Source organism: Pseudochelatococcus contaminans (assembly GCF_014195635.1).
GTDB lineage: Bacteria > Pseudomonadota > Alphaproteobacteria > Rhizobiales > Beijerinckiaceae > Pseudochelatococcus > Pseudochelatococcus contaminans.
Map to the genome: position 1 here is coordinate 139,912 of NZ_JACICC010000004.1, position 13,746 is coordinate 153,657.

Below are 13,746 nucleotides of genomic sequence, written 5' to 3' on the forward strand. Positions count from 1 at the left end.
CATGAGAATCAAACCTTGCCGCCGGTGTCCGGCCCGTGGAAATCGCGATACCACTCAACAAAGCGATTGACCCCGTCTACCAGCGGTGTGCGGGGGGCGAACCCGGTGTCGCGCGCGAGATCGGAGATGTCGGCGGCAGTTTCGAGCACATCGCCGGGCGGCAGTGGAACATCCGTCCGCGTGGCTGTGCGACCAACCGCCTGCTCGATCATGCCGATGAGGCCATTCAGCTCCTCAGGATGATTGTTGCCTATGTTGTAGATGCGATGGGGTGCAGATGATGTCGCCGGGTCCGGCGCGAGAGCATCCCACGCCGGATCGGGTTGTGCCGGCCTGTCGAGGATGCGCACAACCCCCTCGACGACATCGTCGATGAAGGTAAAATCACGCCATACACGCCCGCCGTTCGAGACGTTGATCGGCAACCCGCGCGCGATTGCATCCGTGAAGATGTAGACGGCCATATCAGGCCGGCCCCACGGCCCATAGACGGTGAAGAACCGCAGGCCGGTGGCCGGTAAGCCATAAAGATGCGCATAGGAATGCGCCATCAACTCGTTCGCCTTTTTGGTCGCGGCATAAAGACTGACGGGATGATCGACGTTATCCCGCTCCGAGAATGGCACCTTGCGATTCGATCCATAGACCGAACTCGACGAGGCATAGACAAGATGGTCAACCTTGCCGTGCCGGCAGGCTTCAAGCACGTTGAGAAAGGCGACCACATTGGTTTGCGCGTAAGGCTGCGGCTCTGTCAGGGAATGACGCACACCGGGCTGGGCAGCCAGATGAACCACGCGCCGGGGGGCAGCCTCGCGGAAGACGGCAGCGGTGGCATCGGCGTCAGCCAGATCGGTCAAACGAAATTGAAACCGCGGATGGTTTTCAAGCTGCGCCAGCCGCGCCTTTTTCAGCGCCGGGTCGTAATATGATGAGAAGTTATCGACCCCGACCACCGCATCGCCGCGCTCAAGCAGACGCCTGGCAACATGAAAGCCGATGAAGCCCGCCACTCCGGTCACCAACACGGGCGAGGTTGAGCGTGCGGTTGGAGCAGGATCGGACGGGACGTTCGACAAGGCAATATCCGTTCAGGTGGCGACATCCCCGTGCGGCTGGAGGCCGGGCCGGATTTTGTCAATCTCTTGTTTTATAGCTTTCCGAAATTCCGTTGAAACGCCAAAAGTCCATTATCTTGTGGTTTCAGGCGTTTTACGCAAACACGGCGAATATCGCTTTGCTTGCGTAAAACGCTCCGGAAAAGCAACCGATGCTACGGTAGCCTCGCAGCAGACATGCCTTTGCTTTTAAACCATCTTCGCAGCCCTTGTTCAATCCGGACATCGGAGCGATTCCGTCGCACCGTGAGTCATCCATGAATCCCGACAATAAAGCATTTTTTTTGGAATGGGATAGTCCGATCGGGCATTTCGCATGCATTGCTCCCCAACTACCCTGCATTTCCGCGGCTTTGCACTGGAACAATCGGCGGGGGACGGCGTTTTTCGAGTGCAGATAATGCAACGCGTCGCAAAACACGCAATTCAAGCCAAAGGAGCGAACAATGGGTACCGCTGACAACACCTGGGATCGCGTTCAGGGCAACTGGAAGCAGCTCACCGGCAAGGTGAAGCAGCAGTGGGGCAAGCTGACCGACGACGACCTGACGGTTATCGACGGCAAGCGCGAGGAACTCGCAGGCCGCCTGCAGGAGCGTTATGGATACGCCAAGGAGCAGGCCGAGCGCGAGATCGACGATTGGACCTCGCGCCAATAAACTTATAGCCCCGTTTCAGGTTTTATCTGATAGAATATCCGTGGCATGCAACGCTCGTCGTTTATACAGACAAGCGCTGACATAGCCGGAACGCGGCGCCAGCAACTCCGGCGAGTGCTGGCGTCATCCCGTTCAAACACCTTACGAAGACAACCGTTTTCTTAAAAGGAAAAACCGATGGCTGAAAAGAGCGAAAGCATCATCAACTCCGAAATCGAAACGCTACGCAACGAGATCAAGAGCCTGACGGATTCGGTGGCTGACGTGGTTCGCCGCCAGACCGATCATGCACGTGATAACGTGAAGGGCTTCACGGACACCGTGTCTTCCGCTGCACACTCCGCAAGCCAGACCGGCCATCGCCTTGCAGCTGACGCACAGGAAGCCGTGGGCAACGCCACCTCCAAGGTCGAAGCCTGTATCGAGCGTAACCCGGTTCAGTCGGTTCTCGTGGCTGCCGGCGTGGGCTTCGTGCTCGGCCTGCTGAGCCGCCGCTGATGTTTGGGCTTCTGCGCGCTTTTCTTGGGGCGCAGGTGGTCTCCGCGCAAGTCAGCCGGGTGCGCCGAGAGGCGCATCTGGCTCTTGTCAAGACGGCCCTCGGAATCGTTGCGGCTGTTCTCGCCCTGGTCGCCGTGGGCTTCTTCACGGCAGCCGGTCATCTTTCGCTCGAACGCGCGCTTGGGCCGGTGACGGCATCGCTGATCGTTGGCGGTGTCTACCTCGTCATCGCGCTGATAGTTTGGGCGGTCATGGCAACGAGGGATTCACGCCCGCAACTTCCGGCGGAAACACCTGACCTGGCAGCCACTGCCCGGACGACGCTCTTCAGTATCGGTCAGTCAGTCGGGGATGCCGCTCGCAGTATAGACCCGAAGGCTATTGCCAACGCAGGCGGCCGAAAGCTCGCGCGAACTGTCGGACCTCTGACACTGGCGAGCATCGCCATCGTGGCTGGTTATCTCGCAGCCCGGCGGATTGATCGCTAGAGCGTGCAGTCCGCACTTTTCCAGAGCAAATCAAACAAAAGCCGCTGAATGTGATTCAGCGGCTTTTGTTATGTTGAGAGCTATAATGCCTCTCGCTCAGACAGCTTCTGCCAGTGCCGCATTCGGCTCGGCGCGCTGGCCAAAGAACAACGCCTGGCTGATAACCGCGCGGACCGCCTCGACACTGAACGGCTTGGTGATCAGGAAGGCCGGCTCCGGCCGTTCACCCGTCAACAAACGCTCGGGATAGGCCGTGATGAAGATGACGGGAATCGGCGCCTGCGCAAGAATATCGTTGACCGCATCAAGACCCGAGCTGCCGTCGGCAAGCTGGATATCCGCCAGAACGAGTTGCGGCCGATGCGCGGCGACAGCTGCCAATGCCTCGGTATGCGTGCGCGCGACAGCGGTGACGCGATGGCCGAGCCCTTCGACAAGCGCCTCGATATCCATGGCGATGATCGGTTCGTCCTCGATAATGAGGACATCGGACGAAATCTGGCCGGAAATCTCAATACTGGCCTGCTGGATGAGCGAATCGGCCTCGGCGGTATCGATGTCCAGAGCCTGTGCGATCTCTTCGCGGTTCAGCCCTTCAACCACCTCAAGCAGGAATGCAGCGCGAGGCAACAGTTCCAGCGCGGATAAAGTACGCTGAGCGTTCCGCTCTGCCCCGCCCGCCGCAGCATCGGCAGGAATGGTTTCTGCCGTATTGGTCGGCACGCGCTTCCATACTTCGAGCAAAACGCGATACAGCGCAACGCGGGGGCTGAGGTCGCGGCGCAGCAACTCCGGATCGGCGACCAGCGCCTCAAGCGCCGCGATGGCGTGGGCATCGCCGCTGGCCTGGCTGCCTGTCAGGGCGCGGGCAAGGCGGCGCAGGTATGGCAGATGAGGAGCGACCAGTTGGGAGAGAGACATCGTAAAATACCCTTATTGGAGCTGACATACGGCATCCCGCAAACGATACGATATCCGGCAATGCATGACGATCATAATCATAATACAATACCTCTCGCCGGCGCGGGAGCGCAGGAATCGTTGGCTTAACCGAATGCTGCCGGAAAAAGTTCCATTGGATGGAACTTGTCTATCTCAAGCGCGTTCGTGGAAGGATACACGCGACAGCTGGACCATGGTGATATATGCCAGAGTGGCCGAAATCGCAGTAATTGATCGATGGAAGTTCCCCGCGCCGGATCTCACGGCTGATCTGGGGCGTTAAATATTGGAGGCCGTAATGAAGGATTCCGGACGCTCTCCGGGCAGTAACGCAATGGCTGCGCCCGAAGTGACAAGGAGCAACCAGATTAGCGACAGTTTCGGCGCCCCGGCAGCCCACAATGCCGATGCGGTAGCACTGACGCCTGAGATCCAGCACCGGATCGGCGCGCAGCTTCAATCGCTTTACAACGATTTGCTGACCGAAGGCACGCCTGATCGGTTTCTCAAGCTGCTCGACGACCTCGATCGCAAAGCCTGATAATTTGATAAACAGTGTCCCGGCTAAATCCCAAGTTTAATCGGCCTGAGTTTAGTCGGCCTGAGCTGGCTGCAGATCAGACTGTCGGACTGCGTCCCCTTTTCCAAAAAGCCGGGATGCGGTCTTTGGTGCTTTGTGCGCACGTTAGAGGGCCGGATGGGTTGCTACCTACAGGTACTTGATCCGTGGAGAACCGGAAGATTGTTTCTTTCCTGAAACCTTTCGTTGAATGAACAGGTTATAAATCGGAGGAAACAGGGCAAAAGCCCCGTTCCCCCCGAGGGCAGGCAGGTAACTCCGCCTTTGCCAGCTTGGTGGGACAGTCAGACGGAGCAGCCCCCAGTGAACGAACACCAACAACCTGTTCGCCCCACCAGGACGTCTTCTTCCAGATTCGCGTCGCCACGCATCAGATCCGTGCCGCCGGCCAAAACCGTGCGCGGCAGCGGGCTGCGGCAAAAGGTTGTTACCCTCGTCGGGCTCGTACTTGTTCCCGCCGCCCTGTTCGCATGCGTGTGGACCATCATGCAGGATCAGCGCTTGATGGAGATCAAGCTGGGACTCGCCACTCGCGCGTCTATCCGTTCGGCGCAGGATGTGAGCACCCTGTTGCGAGACGCCAATCTGATTGCTGCAACGAATTTTTCGTCTGATGACCCTCAGCTTACAAACCCCGAGCGATGCCTGGAACGCCTGAACGACATCATGCGGGAGCGGCGGGACTATGGCTTCTCGGCGCTCATGGTCAATGGCGCCACGGTGTGTATGGACGATGCCGGCGGCTCCTTCGCTTCACCAGAAGAAGCCCAGATTGCACTCACCGGCATTCGAGATGCCATGGCCGGGCAGCTTGCGCGCAAGTTGAACCCGGCTTTCGCACTGTCGGACAACGGCCGTTATCTCTACCTTGGCGTTACGGTTCCGCACAGCGCCAGCGATGGTGCGGCCAATGGCGCGGAGGGGCTGGCCATTTTCGCTCTGCGCACCGACGCATTGAATTACACCATCGCGATTCCCAGACTGGGAATCGAGCGGGGTACGGCTGTGATGACACCCCAAGGAGACATCATCACGCAATCCTCACCCACGGCACAGAATGCGGAATGGCTGCCGGACAGCAAGGAGTTTCTACTCAGCATTGTCGAGAACGGGCAACTGAATACGCCCGTCAAGGCTCGCTCGACGTCTGACAAGACCAGTCATTATTTCATTTCTCCCACCACGAACCCTGACTTGCTCGTGGTCAGCGGGTATCAAGACGACATGCTGTTCGCCACGGAGCGTTCCGTCTTATTGAGTTCGCTTCTGCCGCCGCTGGTCATGCTCATTGCGGCAGCGCTCGGCACTCTGTGGGCTGTGGACCGGCTTGTCGTGCGCTGGATCACGTATCTTCAGCGTGTGACACGTGTTTACGGCAGCGGGCGGCTCTCAGCACGTGCGGTGCATATTAATAATGCTCCACGCGAGATCGCCGAATTGGGCATCGCATTCAACCAGATGGCCGACAATGTCGCCAACCTCGCCATCCAGCGCGAGCGCGCTGCCATGGAAAAAGGTACGCTGCTGCGCGAGCTGCATCACCGGGTGAAGAACAATTTTCAGGTCATCGCCAGCTTGCTCAGCCTGCAAAAACGCTCCGCTCCAGCAGGCGCAAAAAATGGATCTTCCGCCGGTGATGACGAAGGGTTGCGATTCATTGACGATCACGTGCAGGCGATGTCGATTGCCTATCGCGTTGGATATAGCTCCGGAGATCTGGGAGAGGCTCCGCCAGCAGAGTTGATTCACGATGTAATCGATTGTCTGCGCCGTTCAGCCGGATTGGCGGAAAACGATATCATCGAAGATCCTGCCGCTGCGGGGTATCTGGTTGATCTGGATCGGGCCTTGGGAATCACGCTCTACTTCGCCGCGACCTTGCCGCCATATCTGGATGCCGTAGCCAAAACACCTCCCGGTGAGGATCGTCCGAAAGTGCATATCAACAGCACGATCTCTGCCACCGAGGACGCCCCGTCATCGGCAGTGCTGAAGTTGCAGTTTTCGCTCATTCCGCCGCGTGAGGTCACGCCATCCCCGCTGCAGGAACGTCTGGCGCGCGCTTATATCAGGCAACTCGACGCCACGCTCGTACCTCCGAGTGCCGAGGGAGAATTAACAATTCTTGCGCCGCTTGAAAGCCCCAGATTGGCACAAAGCTGACAATGCGAACGAAATTTGCCTAACGCACGAGATGACCGGGAACCAATTGACCGCAGAGTGCGTTTGGGTCGTAAAGCAGCAGCCGGAATCGCTGTCCGGCGAAGCCCTCACATGCTTCCTTGCTGAATTGACATGATAATGAACGGGCTCACTTTGCACGCAAAAGGTCATTTTCTGCCGCTTGCACATGCCGAGAGAACCTGAGGACAGGAAACTGAAGATGCCGCATCCGGTCGAATCAAGCCCTGAAGGCCAAGTTGCCGCGAAGCGTCCCCAGCCCGGCGCTGCCAGCGAGAACGTTCGCAAGGCCATGATCGGCGCGATCCCCCATCTGCGCGCTTTTGCCATATCGCTGTGCGGCAATGCAGACCGCGCTGACGACCTTGTGCAGGAAACGCTTATCCGTGCGTGGTCCAAGCTGTCATCGTTCACCGAGGGGACGAACATGTCGGCTTGGCTCTACACGATCCTGCGCAACGTCTTTTATTCCGAGTATCGCAAGCGCCGCCGTGAGGTCGAGGATGTTGATGGCCGCATCGCGGGTCAGCAGGTCGCGCCGCCGCCGCAAGGTTCACATATGAATATGCTGGATTTTCGGGCGGCGCTGATGCATTTGCCAAGCGACCAGCGTGAAGCGCTTGTGTTGGTTGGCGGTGCTGGGTTGTCTTATGAAGAAGCTGCTGAAGTTTGCGGCTGCGCGCTCGGCACCATCAAGAGCCGCGTCAATCGCGCCCGTAAGCGGTTGGCTCAATTGCTTTTCATCGACCATGTCAATGACGTCGGCCCCGACCCGGAATGGCACGGACTTCTGGAACAAACGGCAAGTCCGGGCAGCGTGCGATAGGCCAGAATTGCATCTGCCTCTATCTATTCCAAATAAACCAGCATCCGCCTGAATCGGTTCCCGCCTTTTATACCCTCAGCCAACATGACACGCTAATCAGGCGCCGCTCGGATATGCTTTGGGCGGATCCTGTGTGTCCGATTGTTTTCGCGTGTTAATGAAATGCAGAAATAAGCTTGCCATGCTCTGGCGATGCGAGGTCCGCCTGTGATTTCGCCCTGTTTCGCATGGCAAGGGTTTCAGCTGCATGTTTTTTATTCTGTCGAAGATCGTCTGGTTTTTTACCAGTCCGACCAATCTGCTGCTGATCATCCTGCTGATCTCGTGCCTGCTGCTCTTTACGCGTTTCGCACGGCAGGCTCGCGTGGCCGCGCTGGCAGTGACAATCGTGTTGCTGGTGGTGGGGGTGTCGCCGCTGTCTCGGTTCCTCGTCCAGACGCTTGAGAACGTCTACCCTGATATTTCGCAAGACCCCGGTCGGGTTGACGGAATCATCGTGCTCGGCGGCGCGAGTAATTTTGCCCGCGGACAGTTGCGCGTCGGCAATGCAGGATCGCGATTGGTAGCGGCGGCGGAACTGGCACGCGCTTATCCCGATGCACCCGTCATCTTCACCGGCGGCAGCGCGCGAATCATGATGGCGGAAGAACGCACTGAAGCCGATGGCGCACGTATCTTCTTCGATATCGCAGGCTTCAGCCCTGACAGGGTGATCTACGAAAATCAGGCGCGTAATACACTTGAAAATGCCGTGCTGGCAAAGCAACTGGCTAATCCACAACCCGGTCAGCGCTGGCTGCTGGTGACCTCGGCATTTCATATGCCCCGCTCAGTCGAAACCTTCCGCCGCGCGGGGTTCGACGTGGTGCCCTACCCCGTCGATTTCAGGTCTGATGGACGGTTCAGCGAAGACTTCCGCCCCTTCGCCATTGCACCGGAAGGACTTCACCTTGCCGATATCGCAGCGAAGGAATGGATCGGCATGCTGGTTTACTGGTTGCGGGATCACCTGACCCGTCCATCCGCGCAAACGAGCTCAGGGGCTAACTGAATTTCCCCTTTATATGACTCGCTATTTCCGTGATTTTCGCACTGTATAACCGAATGCTGAAAAATTTCGTCAAATAGCGTTTTCAGCTTTTCCGCCTGGCAAAAATTAAACCGTCACAGCGGCCCAGTATAACGTCCATGAACTTGAGCTGACCTGTCTCTCCGGCACAACTCATTTCTATGGATCGCCCATGAACATCCCCGTCGCTTCGCAGTCCCCTGCTCTCGCAGAGTCGCCCGCCGGCAGCCAGAGCACGCCTAAATACGGTAACCCTGCCGTCGTCGGCCTTGCCGGTTTCGGCATGACGACACTGCTGCTGCAATTCCATAATGTGGGATGGCTTGAAATCGGCCCGATTGTCTGGATGGGCATCGCGTTCGGTGGCCTTGCCCAGTTCATCGCGGGTTTGCAGGAAGGCCGCACCGGCAACAATTTCGGCTACAGCGCCTTCACGTCGTATGGCGCATTCTGGATTTCATTCGGGCTGATCCAGATCGCCAGCGCGACCGGCCTTTTCCCTGTTACCGCCTCGGATATGGGCTGGTTTCTCGTGGTATGGGCCATCTATACCGGGATCATGACCATCGGTGCGATGCGGATCAGCACGGCGCTCGGGCTGCTGTTCATCACGCTGTTCATCGGCTTCGTCCTGCTCGCCATCGGCCACTTTGGCCCGCCGGTTTTCAACGTCATCGCCGGTTACGAACTGATGGTCTGCGCGGCAATTGCGCTCTACACCATGGCGCATACAATTTTTCAGGACGTCTTCGGTCGTGACGTACTGCCGGTCGGAAAGCCGCTGATCAGCTGATCCTGCCTCCGCCAGCCCGAACTTTGCACCCGTCTCAGAAGCGGTTTGCGTTCAATTCGTCGGTCCGAACTGAACGCAAACCGTTCTTGTTTTTTACGCCGCCTGAACGTTGCGACGCACCGGCAATTCCACAACTGCAGCTTCCTCGCCATAAAGCCGCTGTGCGGACAGGATGAAGTTCAGCAGAATATCGTCGACCTCAGCCGCTTCGCGAACGATCTCATGCGCCACCCGCAACGCGGTACGCGTGGGGCCGCCAGCCGCGCCGAGCGATGAAACGACCCAGTGAGCATCATCCCCGCGCACGACGCCGGTGGGACGCTCGCCCCACACCACGTAATCGACCAGCAACGTGATCAAGACATCCGCCCATGATGAGCAAGGATTCTGCACCCAGCGATCAAGCGCGATAAGCGCATTAGCCTCTTCACGGCTCGCAATTCCGTCTGGAAGTACATGACGAAGAAGAGTGCGCACATCCCAATCGGTAATGGCACGATCATCATAGGCTTTGTCGATGAAGGTACGCAGTTTACTATTGATCATCTCTCAACGCCCCCCTGACCCTCGGAAAAGGCCAGTGCTTTACCTTTGATGCGCTGAGTATTGCCTAAGCGGACCCACGATCCGGTTAACGCGAAAGTCTGAATCCTTGTTCAGGTTAAGCGTTGCTAACCTGGCTTGGTTGACGATTTCTGACAATTGCGCCAAACCCCAAGCCAATCATGGGTTGCAGGGTTTTCCCCACTTTGCTCCAGACCCACAGGTTTACCTTGTGGTGACCATCTTTTATGTCGAACTGCAGCATTATCTGCCTCAAAACCGACCGAAATTTCTTTCCGGTAGCCGTTTCGGCAGCCCAAAGGTTACTGACGCAGGGGCTGCCGGCCTCAGGGCTCCCACAAGGCCCGCACGAGCGTCGCTGCGGCATTGAACTCGGCAAAACGCGCGTCGCGGCGCGTCTTGGCCTCTTCGTCAATACCCCAGATTTCCGACTGCACGTCCTCATCGACATGGGCCGCGTGCCATGCCTCTTCGACAACCATATGCCCGCTGGCGACCGCCAGTGCGATCAGCAGCGACCCCGCAAGACTTGTCAGCACGTGCAAACCACCGATGACGTGCGGCGACGATTGCCGTGCAACGGCAGCGCGCACCGCTTCGATGCTGGTCAGCGGTTGGTCAACAAACATCACGCCTTCGGACAACACGAAACGTGCGCCCAATTCATCCCGCGCCCAAGCCAGAACAGGATCCCACAGCGCTGCCTGACGCTCCACGAGGCGATCCGGAAAGCCGGCACGATAACACAGCAAATCGGAACCGGCGTAGCGCACGATCTCGTCCACTACCGCGTCCCGCGCCAGCGTCACACCGTCGATATTGGCATTCAGCAATCGCGTCATCGGCATAGTGGCCGGATCGATCACATCATCCTGATTCTGCCACTCACTCACCATGACGTCCGCAATAGCCGGATGCGGAGCAGCAAGTGGGTTACGCGCTGGCGTGCGCGCCGGGCGTCCATCCAGCAGCAGCGGGTGAACGCCGTCGCGCAGCGGGGCCTCCACCGCTTTATAAAATCGCTTCGGCAGGGCCGGCTTTTCAGGCAGAACATCTGTCTTGCGGTTGGAGGCGTCCGTCGTATCGGGCGCGACCGGGTGCTCTTCGGGCAGATCGTCGCTCATGTCAGTTTCCGGCATTGGGATCGGAGAGCGCCTCTTTGGCCTTTTCTTTGGCTTTGCGACGACGCTCCTTTTGGATCAGCATCAGGTTGCGAGCGTAGATGAACAAGCTCAACGACTGGCCAAGGATGATGATCGGCTCGCGCTGACGCAAGCCGTAAATCAACGTGATCAAGCCGCCGCCAATGGAAAAGAACCAGAATGCAACCGGCACAACGCTGCGGCCAGCCCGCTCACTGGCGATCCATTGCACCAGAAAACGCGCCGAGAACAGCGCCTGCCCGAACAGCCCAAGCGCCAGCCATATGCTGAACTTCTCGACGAAAACCTCGTACAGATAACCGCCGACGTGCTGCGACAGGGTAATCAACATCAGCGTTTATCCTCGGTCACGACAGGCCGCTCGCCGCGGCGGGCAATGAGCCAGCGCACGCCGACAAGATCGAGAATCCCGACCCACAACCGATCGAAGAACCCATAATTAGAGACGCCGGTGAGACGTGGCCTGTCGACGACATCGACGAGCAGCACGCGATAGCCTTCACGCGTCACCAGCGCCGGCATGAAGCGATGCAGGGCCCTGAAAAACGGCAGAGACAAATAAACGTGCCGGTAGAACACCTTCAGTCCGCAGCCAGTATCACGGGTGTCGTCGCGCAGAATGGCACGCCGCACACGGTTGGCAATCCGCGATTGCGTGCGCTTGAAGCCGGTATCCTTCCGGCCCAGCCGCTGACCTTGCACCAGCCCGGAATCATCAGGGCCATTGTCCAGCGTGCGCAGCATTTCGGGTATGAAGGCGGGATCGTTCTGGCCATCGCCATCGAGCGTCGCGACAACAGGCGCGCGGGCCGCAATAACGCCAGAACGCACGGCGATACTCTGCCCGCAGGAGCGGTCATGATGCAGCACACGCAAATGGGGAAGTTCCGCCTGCAATCTGGCCAGCTCCGCCGCGGTGCCGTCATCCGAACCATCGTTCACGTAGATGATCTCGAACGGCGCGACCGGGCCGCAAGCAGCGTCGATTTCCGCCACCAACGGCGCAATGTTCGCGACCTCGTTCTTCACCGGCACCACCACGCTGAGGCGAAGCGGTGCGGTATCCTGCGTCTGGTGCGGTTCCATCACTGCCCCTGTGCTGCCGGCATGTTTCTGTAGACGCCGATATCGAGCCGGCGGCCACCGTTAATATTGAAGCCCCGAACGCGTGTCACCAATGCCGGAGTCACGCCAAGTGCAGCAGCTCGCGCCTGAAACTCGGCGCCGTCCGCAGCCTCGACGAAAGCCATACGGCATGGGCCCGCAGCCAGAAAGTCCGCCGCGCCCTCACCGTTTGTCAACACAAGGTCTGTGCGGGTGAGAAAGATCAGGCTCGGTTCGCGATAACGGGTGGTAGCAAGGCGCGGTTCAGCACAATCCAGCGCGGCAGCCGCATCAGCCAGCCGGGGCGACAGCCTGAGCGACGGAATAAGCGTGTGAGCAATCCCGAACACCGACACCGACAGCACGATAGAGGCGGCAACGCCGAGAAACGCAGACGAAACGACCTTGTCCTTGAGGAAGGACAGCCAGCTCCAGACGGCGATGCCAACGGCAAGCAAAAATACGGGTATGGCAGGATAAAGCAGCACGCCATCTTCTGTGTAAGCAAAGACGCTAAGCCCCACCGCGATGGCAGCTGGCACCAGCGGAATCAGGATCGTCGCGATCCGCGCCAGCGGGCGGTTGCGGTGAATATCGCCGTTCAACAGCGCCCAGGCCGTGAGAATCGCAATGGCTGGATAAAGCGGCAAAACGTAATGCGGCAGCTTCGTCGGCAACGCCTCGAACAACAGCCATGCCGGCACGACCCACGCGAGGCAGAACGCCACCCACGCAACCCGTCGCTCCCGCCAGAAAGCGGGAACGCCAATCGCCGTCAGGATCGCCGCTGGCCAGAACGTGCCAAAGAACGCCAGCAGGTAAGCTCCCGGCGGGCCCCAATGTTTTTCCTGCCCGCTACGTGCCTTGGCCAGCATGTCCTTGCCGACCGATTCCTCGAAGAACGCGCCGCCGGTCTTGATCCAGATGGCGATAAACCACGGCAGCACCATGATCGCCACGATCAACAGCCCCCACCACGGCCGCAGCACACCGAGCCAGCGGATGGAGCGATCGCGAATCGCCAGCACAAGAATCGTAAGCCCGGCGAACAATGGCAAAAGCGGCCCTTTGACCAGCACCGACAGGCCGACAGCAACCCAGAAAACACCAATGAGCCACGGAGAAAGCGGCCGGTCTCGATCAAGATAGGCACGCGCCAGCACGGCCATGGCCACGACGCAGGTCGCGGTCAGCACGGCATCTGTTTTTGCAAGACGGGCCTCGACACCAAGCAAGATGGATGCGGCCATGAAAGCACCGGCCAAGAAGGCCCCGCGCCGCGCCATTTCGCTGCCGTTGCCAGCGAGAATCACCAATCCGGCCCAGTAGGTTGCCAGGACCACCGCAATTGCGCCGAATAACGACGGCAGCCTGTAGAGTCCGATCTGTGCCCGGGCGTTATCCACACCCAGATGCTCTGCCGCCGAAACGATGGTCGTCTGAAGCCAATAGATGCCGACAGGCTTCTTGTGCCGCCCTTCATCCTGGAAGCGAATGTCGATGAAATCGCCGCTTTCCAGCATTTGCTTCGATGCCTGTGCGAAACGCGGCTCGTCGCGGTCAAACGGCTGAAGCGAGGCGATCCCCGGCACAAAGGCCAGCAACGCCAGTGCAGCCAACAGCGCGAGAGCGCGTGTGTGGCTACGCGTTACAATGGCCAGCAGGCGCGTTCCCCACTCTGGCGGGGCCGATGGCGAAGTGGCTGAAGATGTCATGCGTCAAGGCGTTCCGAATGTCATCGGTTCTCTTAACCCATCCCCG

The 13,746-nt window shown here is 58.9% G+C and carries 15 protein-coding genes; 8 read left to right on the forward strand and 7 right to left on the reverse strand.

All coding sequences use genetic code 11. From position 1 onward, the window contains the following. Positions 1-8 precede the first annotated feature (8 nt). Positions 9-1,079: an NAD-dependent epimerase/dehydratase family protein gene (locus FHS81_RS09285; protein ID WP_210281622.1), complete on the reverse strand. Its 1,071-nt coding sequence runs from the start codon at positions 1,077-1,079 to the stop codon at positions 9-11. 485 nt (positions 1,080-1,564) lie between these two features. Between FHS81_RS09285 and FHS81_RS09290 the strand changes: the two genes are divergently transcribed. From FHS81_RS09290 to FHS81_RS09300, 3 genes are all read left to right on the forward strand, one after another. After that, positions 1,565-1,777: a CsbD family protein gene (locus FHS81_RS09290; RefSeq protein ID WP_183752282.1), complete on the forward strand. Its 213-nt coding sequence runs from the start codon at positions 1,565-1,567 to the stop codon at positions 1,775-1,777. A 177-nt stretch (positions 1,778-1,954) separates the two neighbouring features. Then, positions 1,955-2,275, forward strand: a complete 321-nt coding sequence (locus tag FHS81_RS09295) for an ElaB/YgaM/YqjD family protein (protein WP_183752284.1) — start codon at positions 1,955-1,957, stop codon at positions 2,273-2,275. Then, positions 2,275-2,763: a phage holin family protein gene (locus tag FHS81_RS09300; RefSeq protein WP_183752286.1), complete on the forward strand. Its 489-nt coding sequence runs from the start codon at positions 2,275-2,277 to the stop codon at positions 2,761-2,763. Before FHS81_RS09295 ends, FHS81_RS09300 begins: the two co-directional genes overlap by 1 nt. Positions 2,764-2,859: 96 nt before the next feature. On the opposite strand, the gene FHS81_RS09305 is transcribed toward FHS81_RS09300, so the two are convergent. Next, positions 2,860-3,684 (reverse strand): response regulator, encoded by an 825-nt coding sequence (locus tag FHS81_RS09305; protein WP_183752288.1) that lies wholly within the window; start codon positions 3,682-3,684, stop codon positions 2,860-2,862. 319 nt (positions 3,685-4,003) lie between these two features. Between FHS81_RS09305 and FHS81_RS09310 the strand changes: the two genes are divergently transcribed. The 5 genes from FHS81_RS09310 (at position 4,004) to FHS81_RS09330 (ending at position 9,154) form a co-directional block, all read left to right on the forward strand. Continuing rightward, positions 4,004-4,246, forward strand: coding sequence for a NepR family anti-sigma factor (locus FHS81_RS09310; protein ID WP_246374935.1), 243 nt, complete (start codon positions 4,004-4,006; stop codon positions 4,244-4,246). Positions 4,247-4,663: 417 nt separating this feature from the next. Further along, positions 4,664-6,448, forward strand: coding sequence for a histidine kinase dimerization/phosphoacceptor domain -containing protein (locus FHS81_RS19265; protein ID WP_183752290.1), 1,785 nt, complete (start codon positions 4,664-4,666; stop codon positions 6,446-6,448). 220 nt (positions 6,449-6,668) lie between these two features. Beyond that, positions 6,669-7,292 carry a sigma-70 family RNA polymerase sigma factor gene (locus FHS81_RS09320; protein WP_183752292.1) on the forward strand — a complete coding sequence of 208 codons (624 nt, stop codon included), beginning with the start codon at positions 6,669-6,671 and terminating at the stop codon, positions 7,290-7,292. Positions 7,293-7,539: 247 nt separating this feature from the next. After that, positions 7,540-8,343 carry a YdcF family protein gene (locus tag FHS81_RS09325; protein ID WP_183752294.1) on the forward strand — a complete coding sequence of 268 codons (804 nt, stop codon included), beginning with the start codon at positions 7,540-7,542 and terminating at the stop codon, positions 8,341-8,343. A 190-nt stretch (positions 8,344-8,533) separates the two neighbouring features. Then, positions 8,534-9,154 (forward strand): acetate uptake transporter, encoded by a 621-nt coding sequence (locus FHS81_RS09330; RefSeq protein WP_183752296.1) that lies wholly within the window; start codon positions 8,534-8,536, stop codon positions 9,152-9,154. Positions 9,155-9,247: 93 nt separating this feature from the next. Here FHS81_RS09330 and FHS81_RS09335 read toward each other — a convergent pair whose 3' ends face one another. The 5 genes from FHS81_RS09335 to FHS81_RS09355 all read right to left on the reverse strand — a co-directional run bounded on the left by FHS81_RS09335 (position 9,248) and on the right by FHS81_RS09355 (position 13,700). Beyond that, complete coding sequence (locus tag FHS81_RS09335; RefSeq protein WP_183752298.1) at positions 9,248-9,700, reverse strand: hypothetical protein; 453 nt, start codon at positions 9,698-9,700, stop codon at positions 9,248-9,250. A gap of 344 nt (positions 9,701-10,044) precedes the next feature. After that, positions 10,045-10,842, reverse strand: coding sequence for an ATP12 family chaperone protein (locus tag FHS81_RS09340; protein WP_183752300.1), 798 nt, complete (start codon positions 10,840-10,842; stop codon positions 10,045-10,047). Between the two features lies 1 nt (position 10,843). Next, positions 10,844-11,212 (reverse strand): lipid-A-disaccharide synthase N-terminal domain-containing protein, encoded by a 369-nt coding sequence (locus tag FHS81_RS09345; RefSeq protein WP_183752302.1) that lies wholly within the window; start codon positions 11,210-11,212, stop codon positions 10,844-10,846. Further along, the gene (locus FHS81_RS09350; RefSeq protein WP_183752304.1) at positions 11,212-11,967 is read right to left on the reverse strand and encodes a glycosyltransferase family 2 protein; all 756 of its coding nucleotides are present in this window, start codon (positions 11,965-11,967) and stop codon (positions 11,212-11,214) included. Before FHS81_RS09350 ends, FHS81_RS09345 begins: the two co-directional genes overlap by 1 nt. Then, on the reverse strand, positions 11,967-13,700 hold the full coding sequence (locus FHS81_RS09355) for an ArnT family glycosyltransferase (RefSeq protein ID WP_183752306.1): 1,734 nt from the start codon (positions 13,698-13,700) through the stop codon (positions 11,967-11,969). The genes FHS81_RS09350 and FHS81_RS09355 overlap by 1 nt, the downstream gene beginning before the upstream one ends. Positions 13,701-13,746 lie beyond the last annotated feature (46 nt).

What these genes read in the sequence shown, in the direction of transcription:
- FHS81_RS09355 (WP_183752306.1), bottom strand. Translation starts at nt 13,700, where the DNA reads ATGACATCTTCAGCCACTTCGCCATCGGCCCCGCCAGAGTGGGGAACG.
- FHS81_RS09330 (WP_183752296.1), top strand. Translation starts at nt 8,534, where the DNA reads ATGAACATCCCCGTCGCTTCGCAGTCCCCTGCTCTCGCAGAGTCGCCC.
- FHS81_RS09295 (WP_183752284.1), top strand. Translation starts at nt 1,955, where the DNA reads ATGGCTGAAAAGAGCGAAAGCATCATCAACTCCGAAATCGAAACGCTA.
- FHS81_RS09325 (WP_183752294.1), top strand. Translation starts at nt 7,540, where the DNA reads ATGTTTTTTATTCTGTCGAAGATCGTCTGGTTTTTTACCAGTCCGACC.
- FHS81_RS09320 (WP_183752292.1), top strand. Translation starts at nt 6,669, where the DNA reads ATGCCGCATCCGGTCGAATCAAGCCCTGAAGGCCAAGTTGCCGCGAAG.
- FHS81_RS09345 (WP_183752302.1), bottom strand. Translation starts at nt 11,212, where the DNA reads ATGTTGATTACCCTGTCGCAGCACGTCGGCGGTTATCTGTACGAGGTT.
- FHS81_RS09300 (WP_183752286.1), top strand. Translation starts at nt 2,275, where the DNA reads ATGTTTGGGCTTCTGCGCGCTTTTCTTGGGGCGCAGGTGGTCTCCGCG.
- FHS81_RS09305 (WP_183752288.1), bottom strand. Translation starts at nt 3,684, where the DNA reads ATGTCTCTCTCCCAACTGGTCGCTCCTCATCTGCCATACCTGCGCCGC.
- FHS81_RS09340 (WP_183752300.1), bottom strand. Translation starts at nt 10,842, where the DNA reads ATGAGCGACGATCTGCCCGAAGAGCACCCGGTCGCGCCCGATACGACG.
- FHS81_RS09335 (WP_183752298.1), bottom strand. Translation starts at nt 9,700, where the DNA reads ATGATCAATAGTAAACTGCGTACCTTCATCGACAAAGCCTATGATGAT.
- FHS81_RS09290 (WP_183752282.1), top strand. Translation starts at nt 1,565, where the DNA reads ATGGGTACCGCTGACAACACCTGGGATCGCGTTCAGGGCAACTGGAAG.
- FHS81_RS09350 (WP_183752304.1), bottom strand. Translation starts at nt 11,967, where the DNA reads ATGGAACCGCACCAGACGCAGGATACCGCACCGCTTCGCCTCAGCGTG.
- FHS81_RS09310 (WP_246374935.1), top strand. Translation starts at nt 4,004, where the DNA reads ATGAAGGATTCCGGACGCTCTCCGGGCAGTAACGCAATGGCTGCGCCC.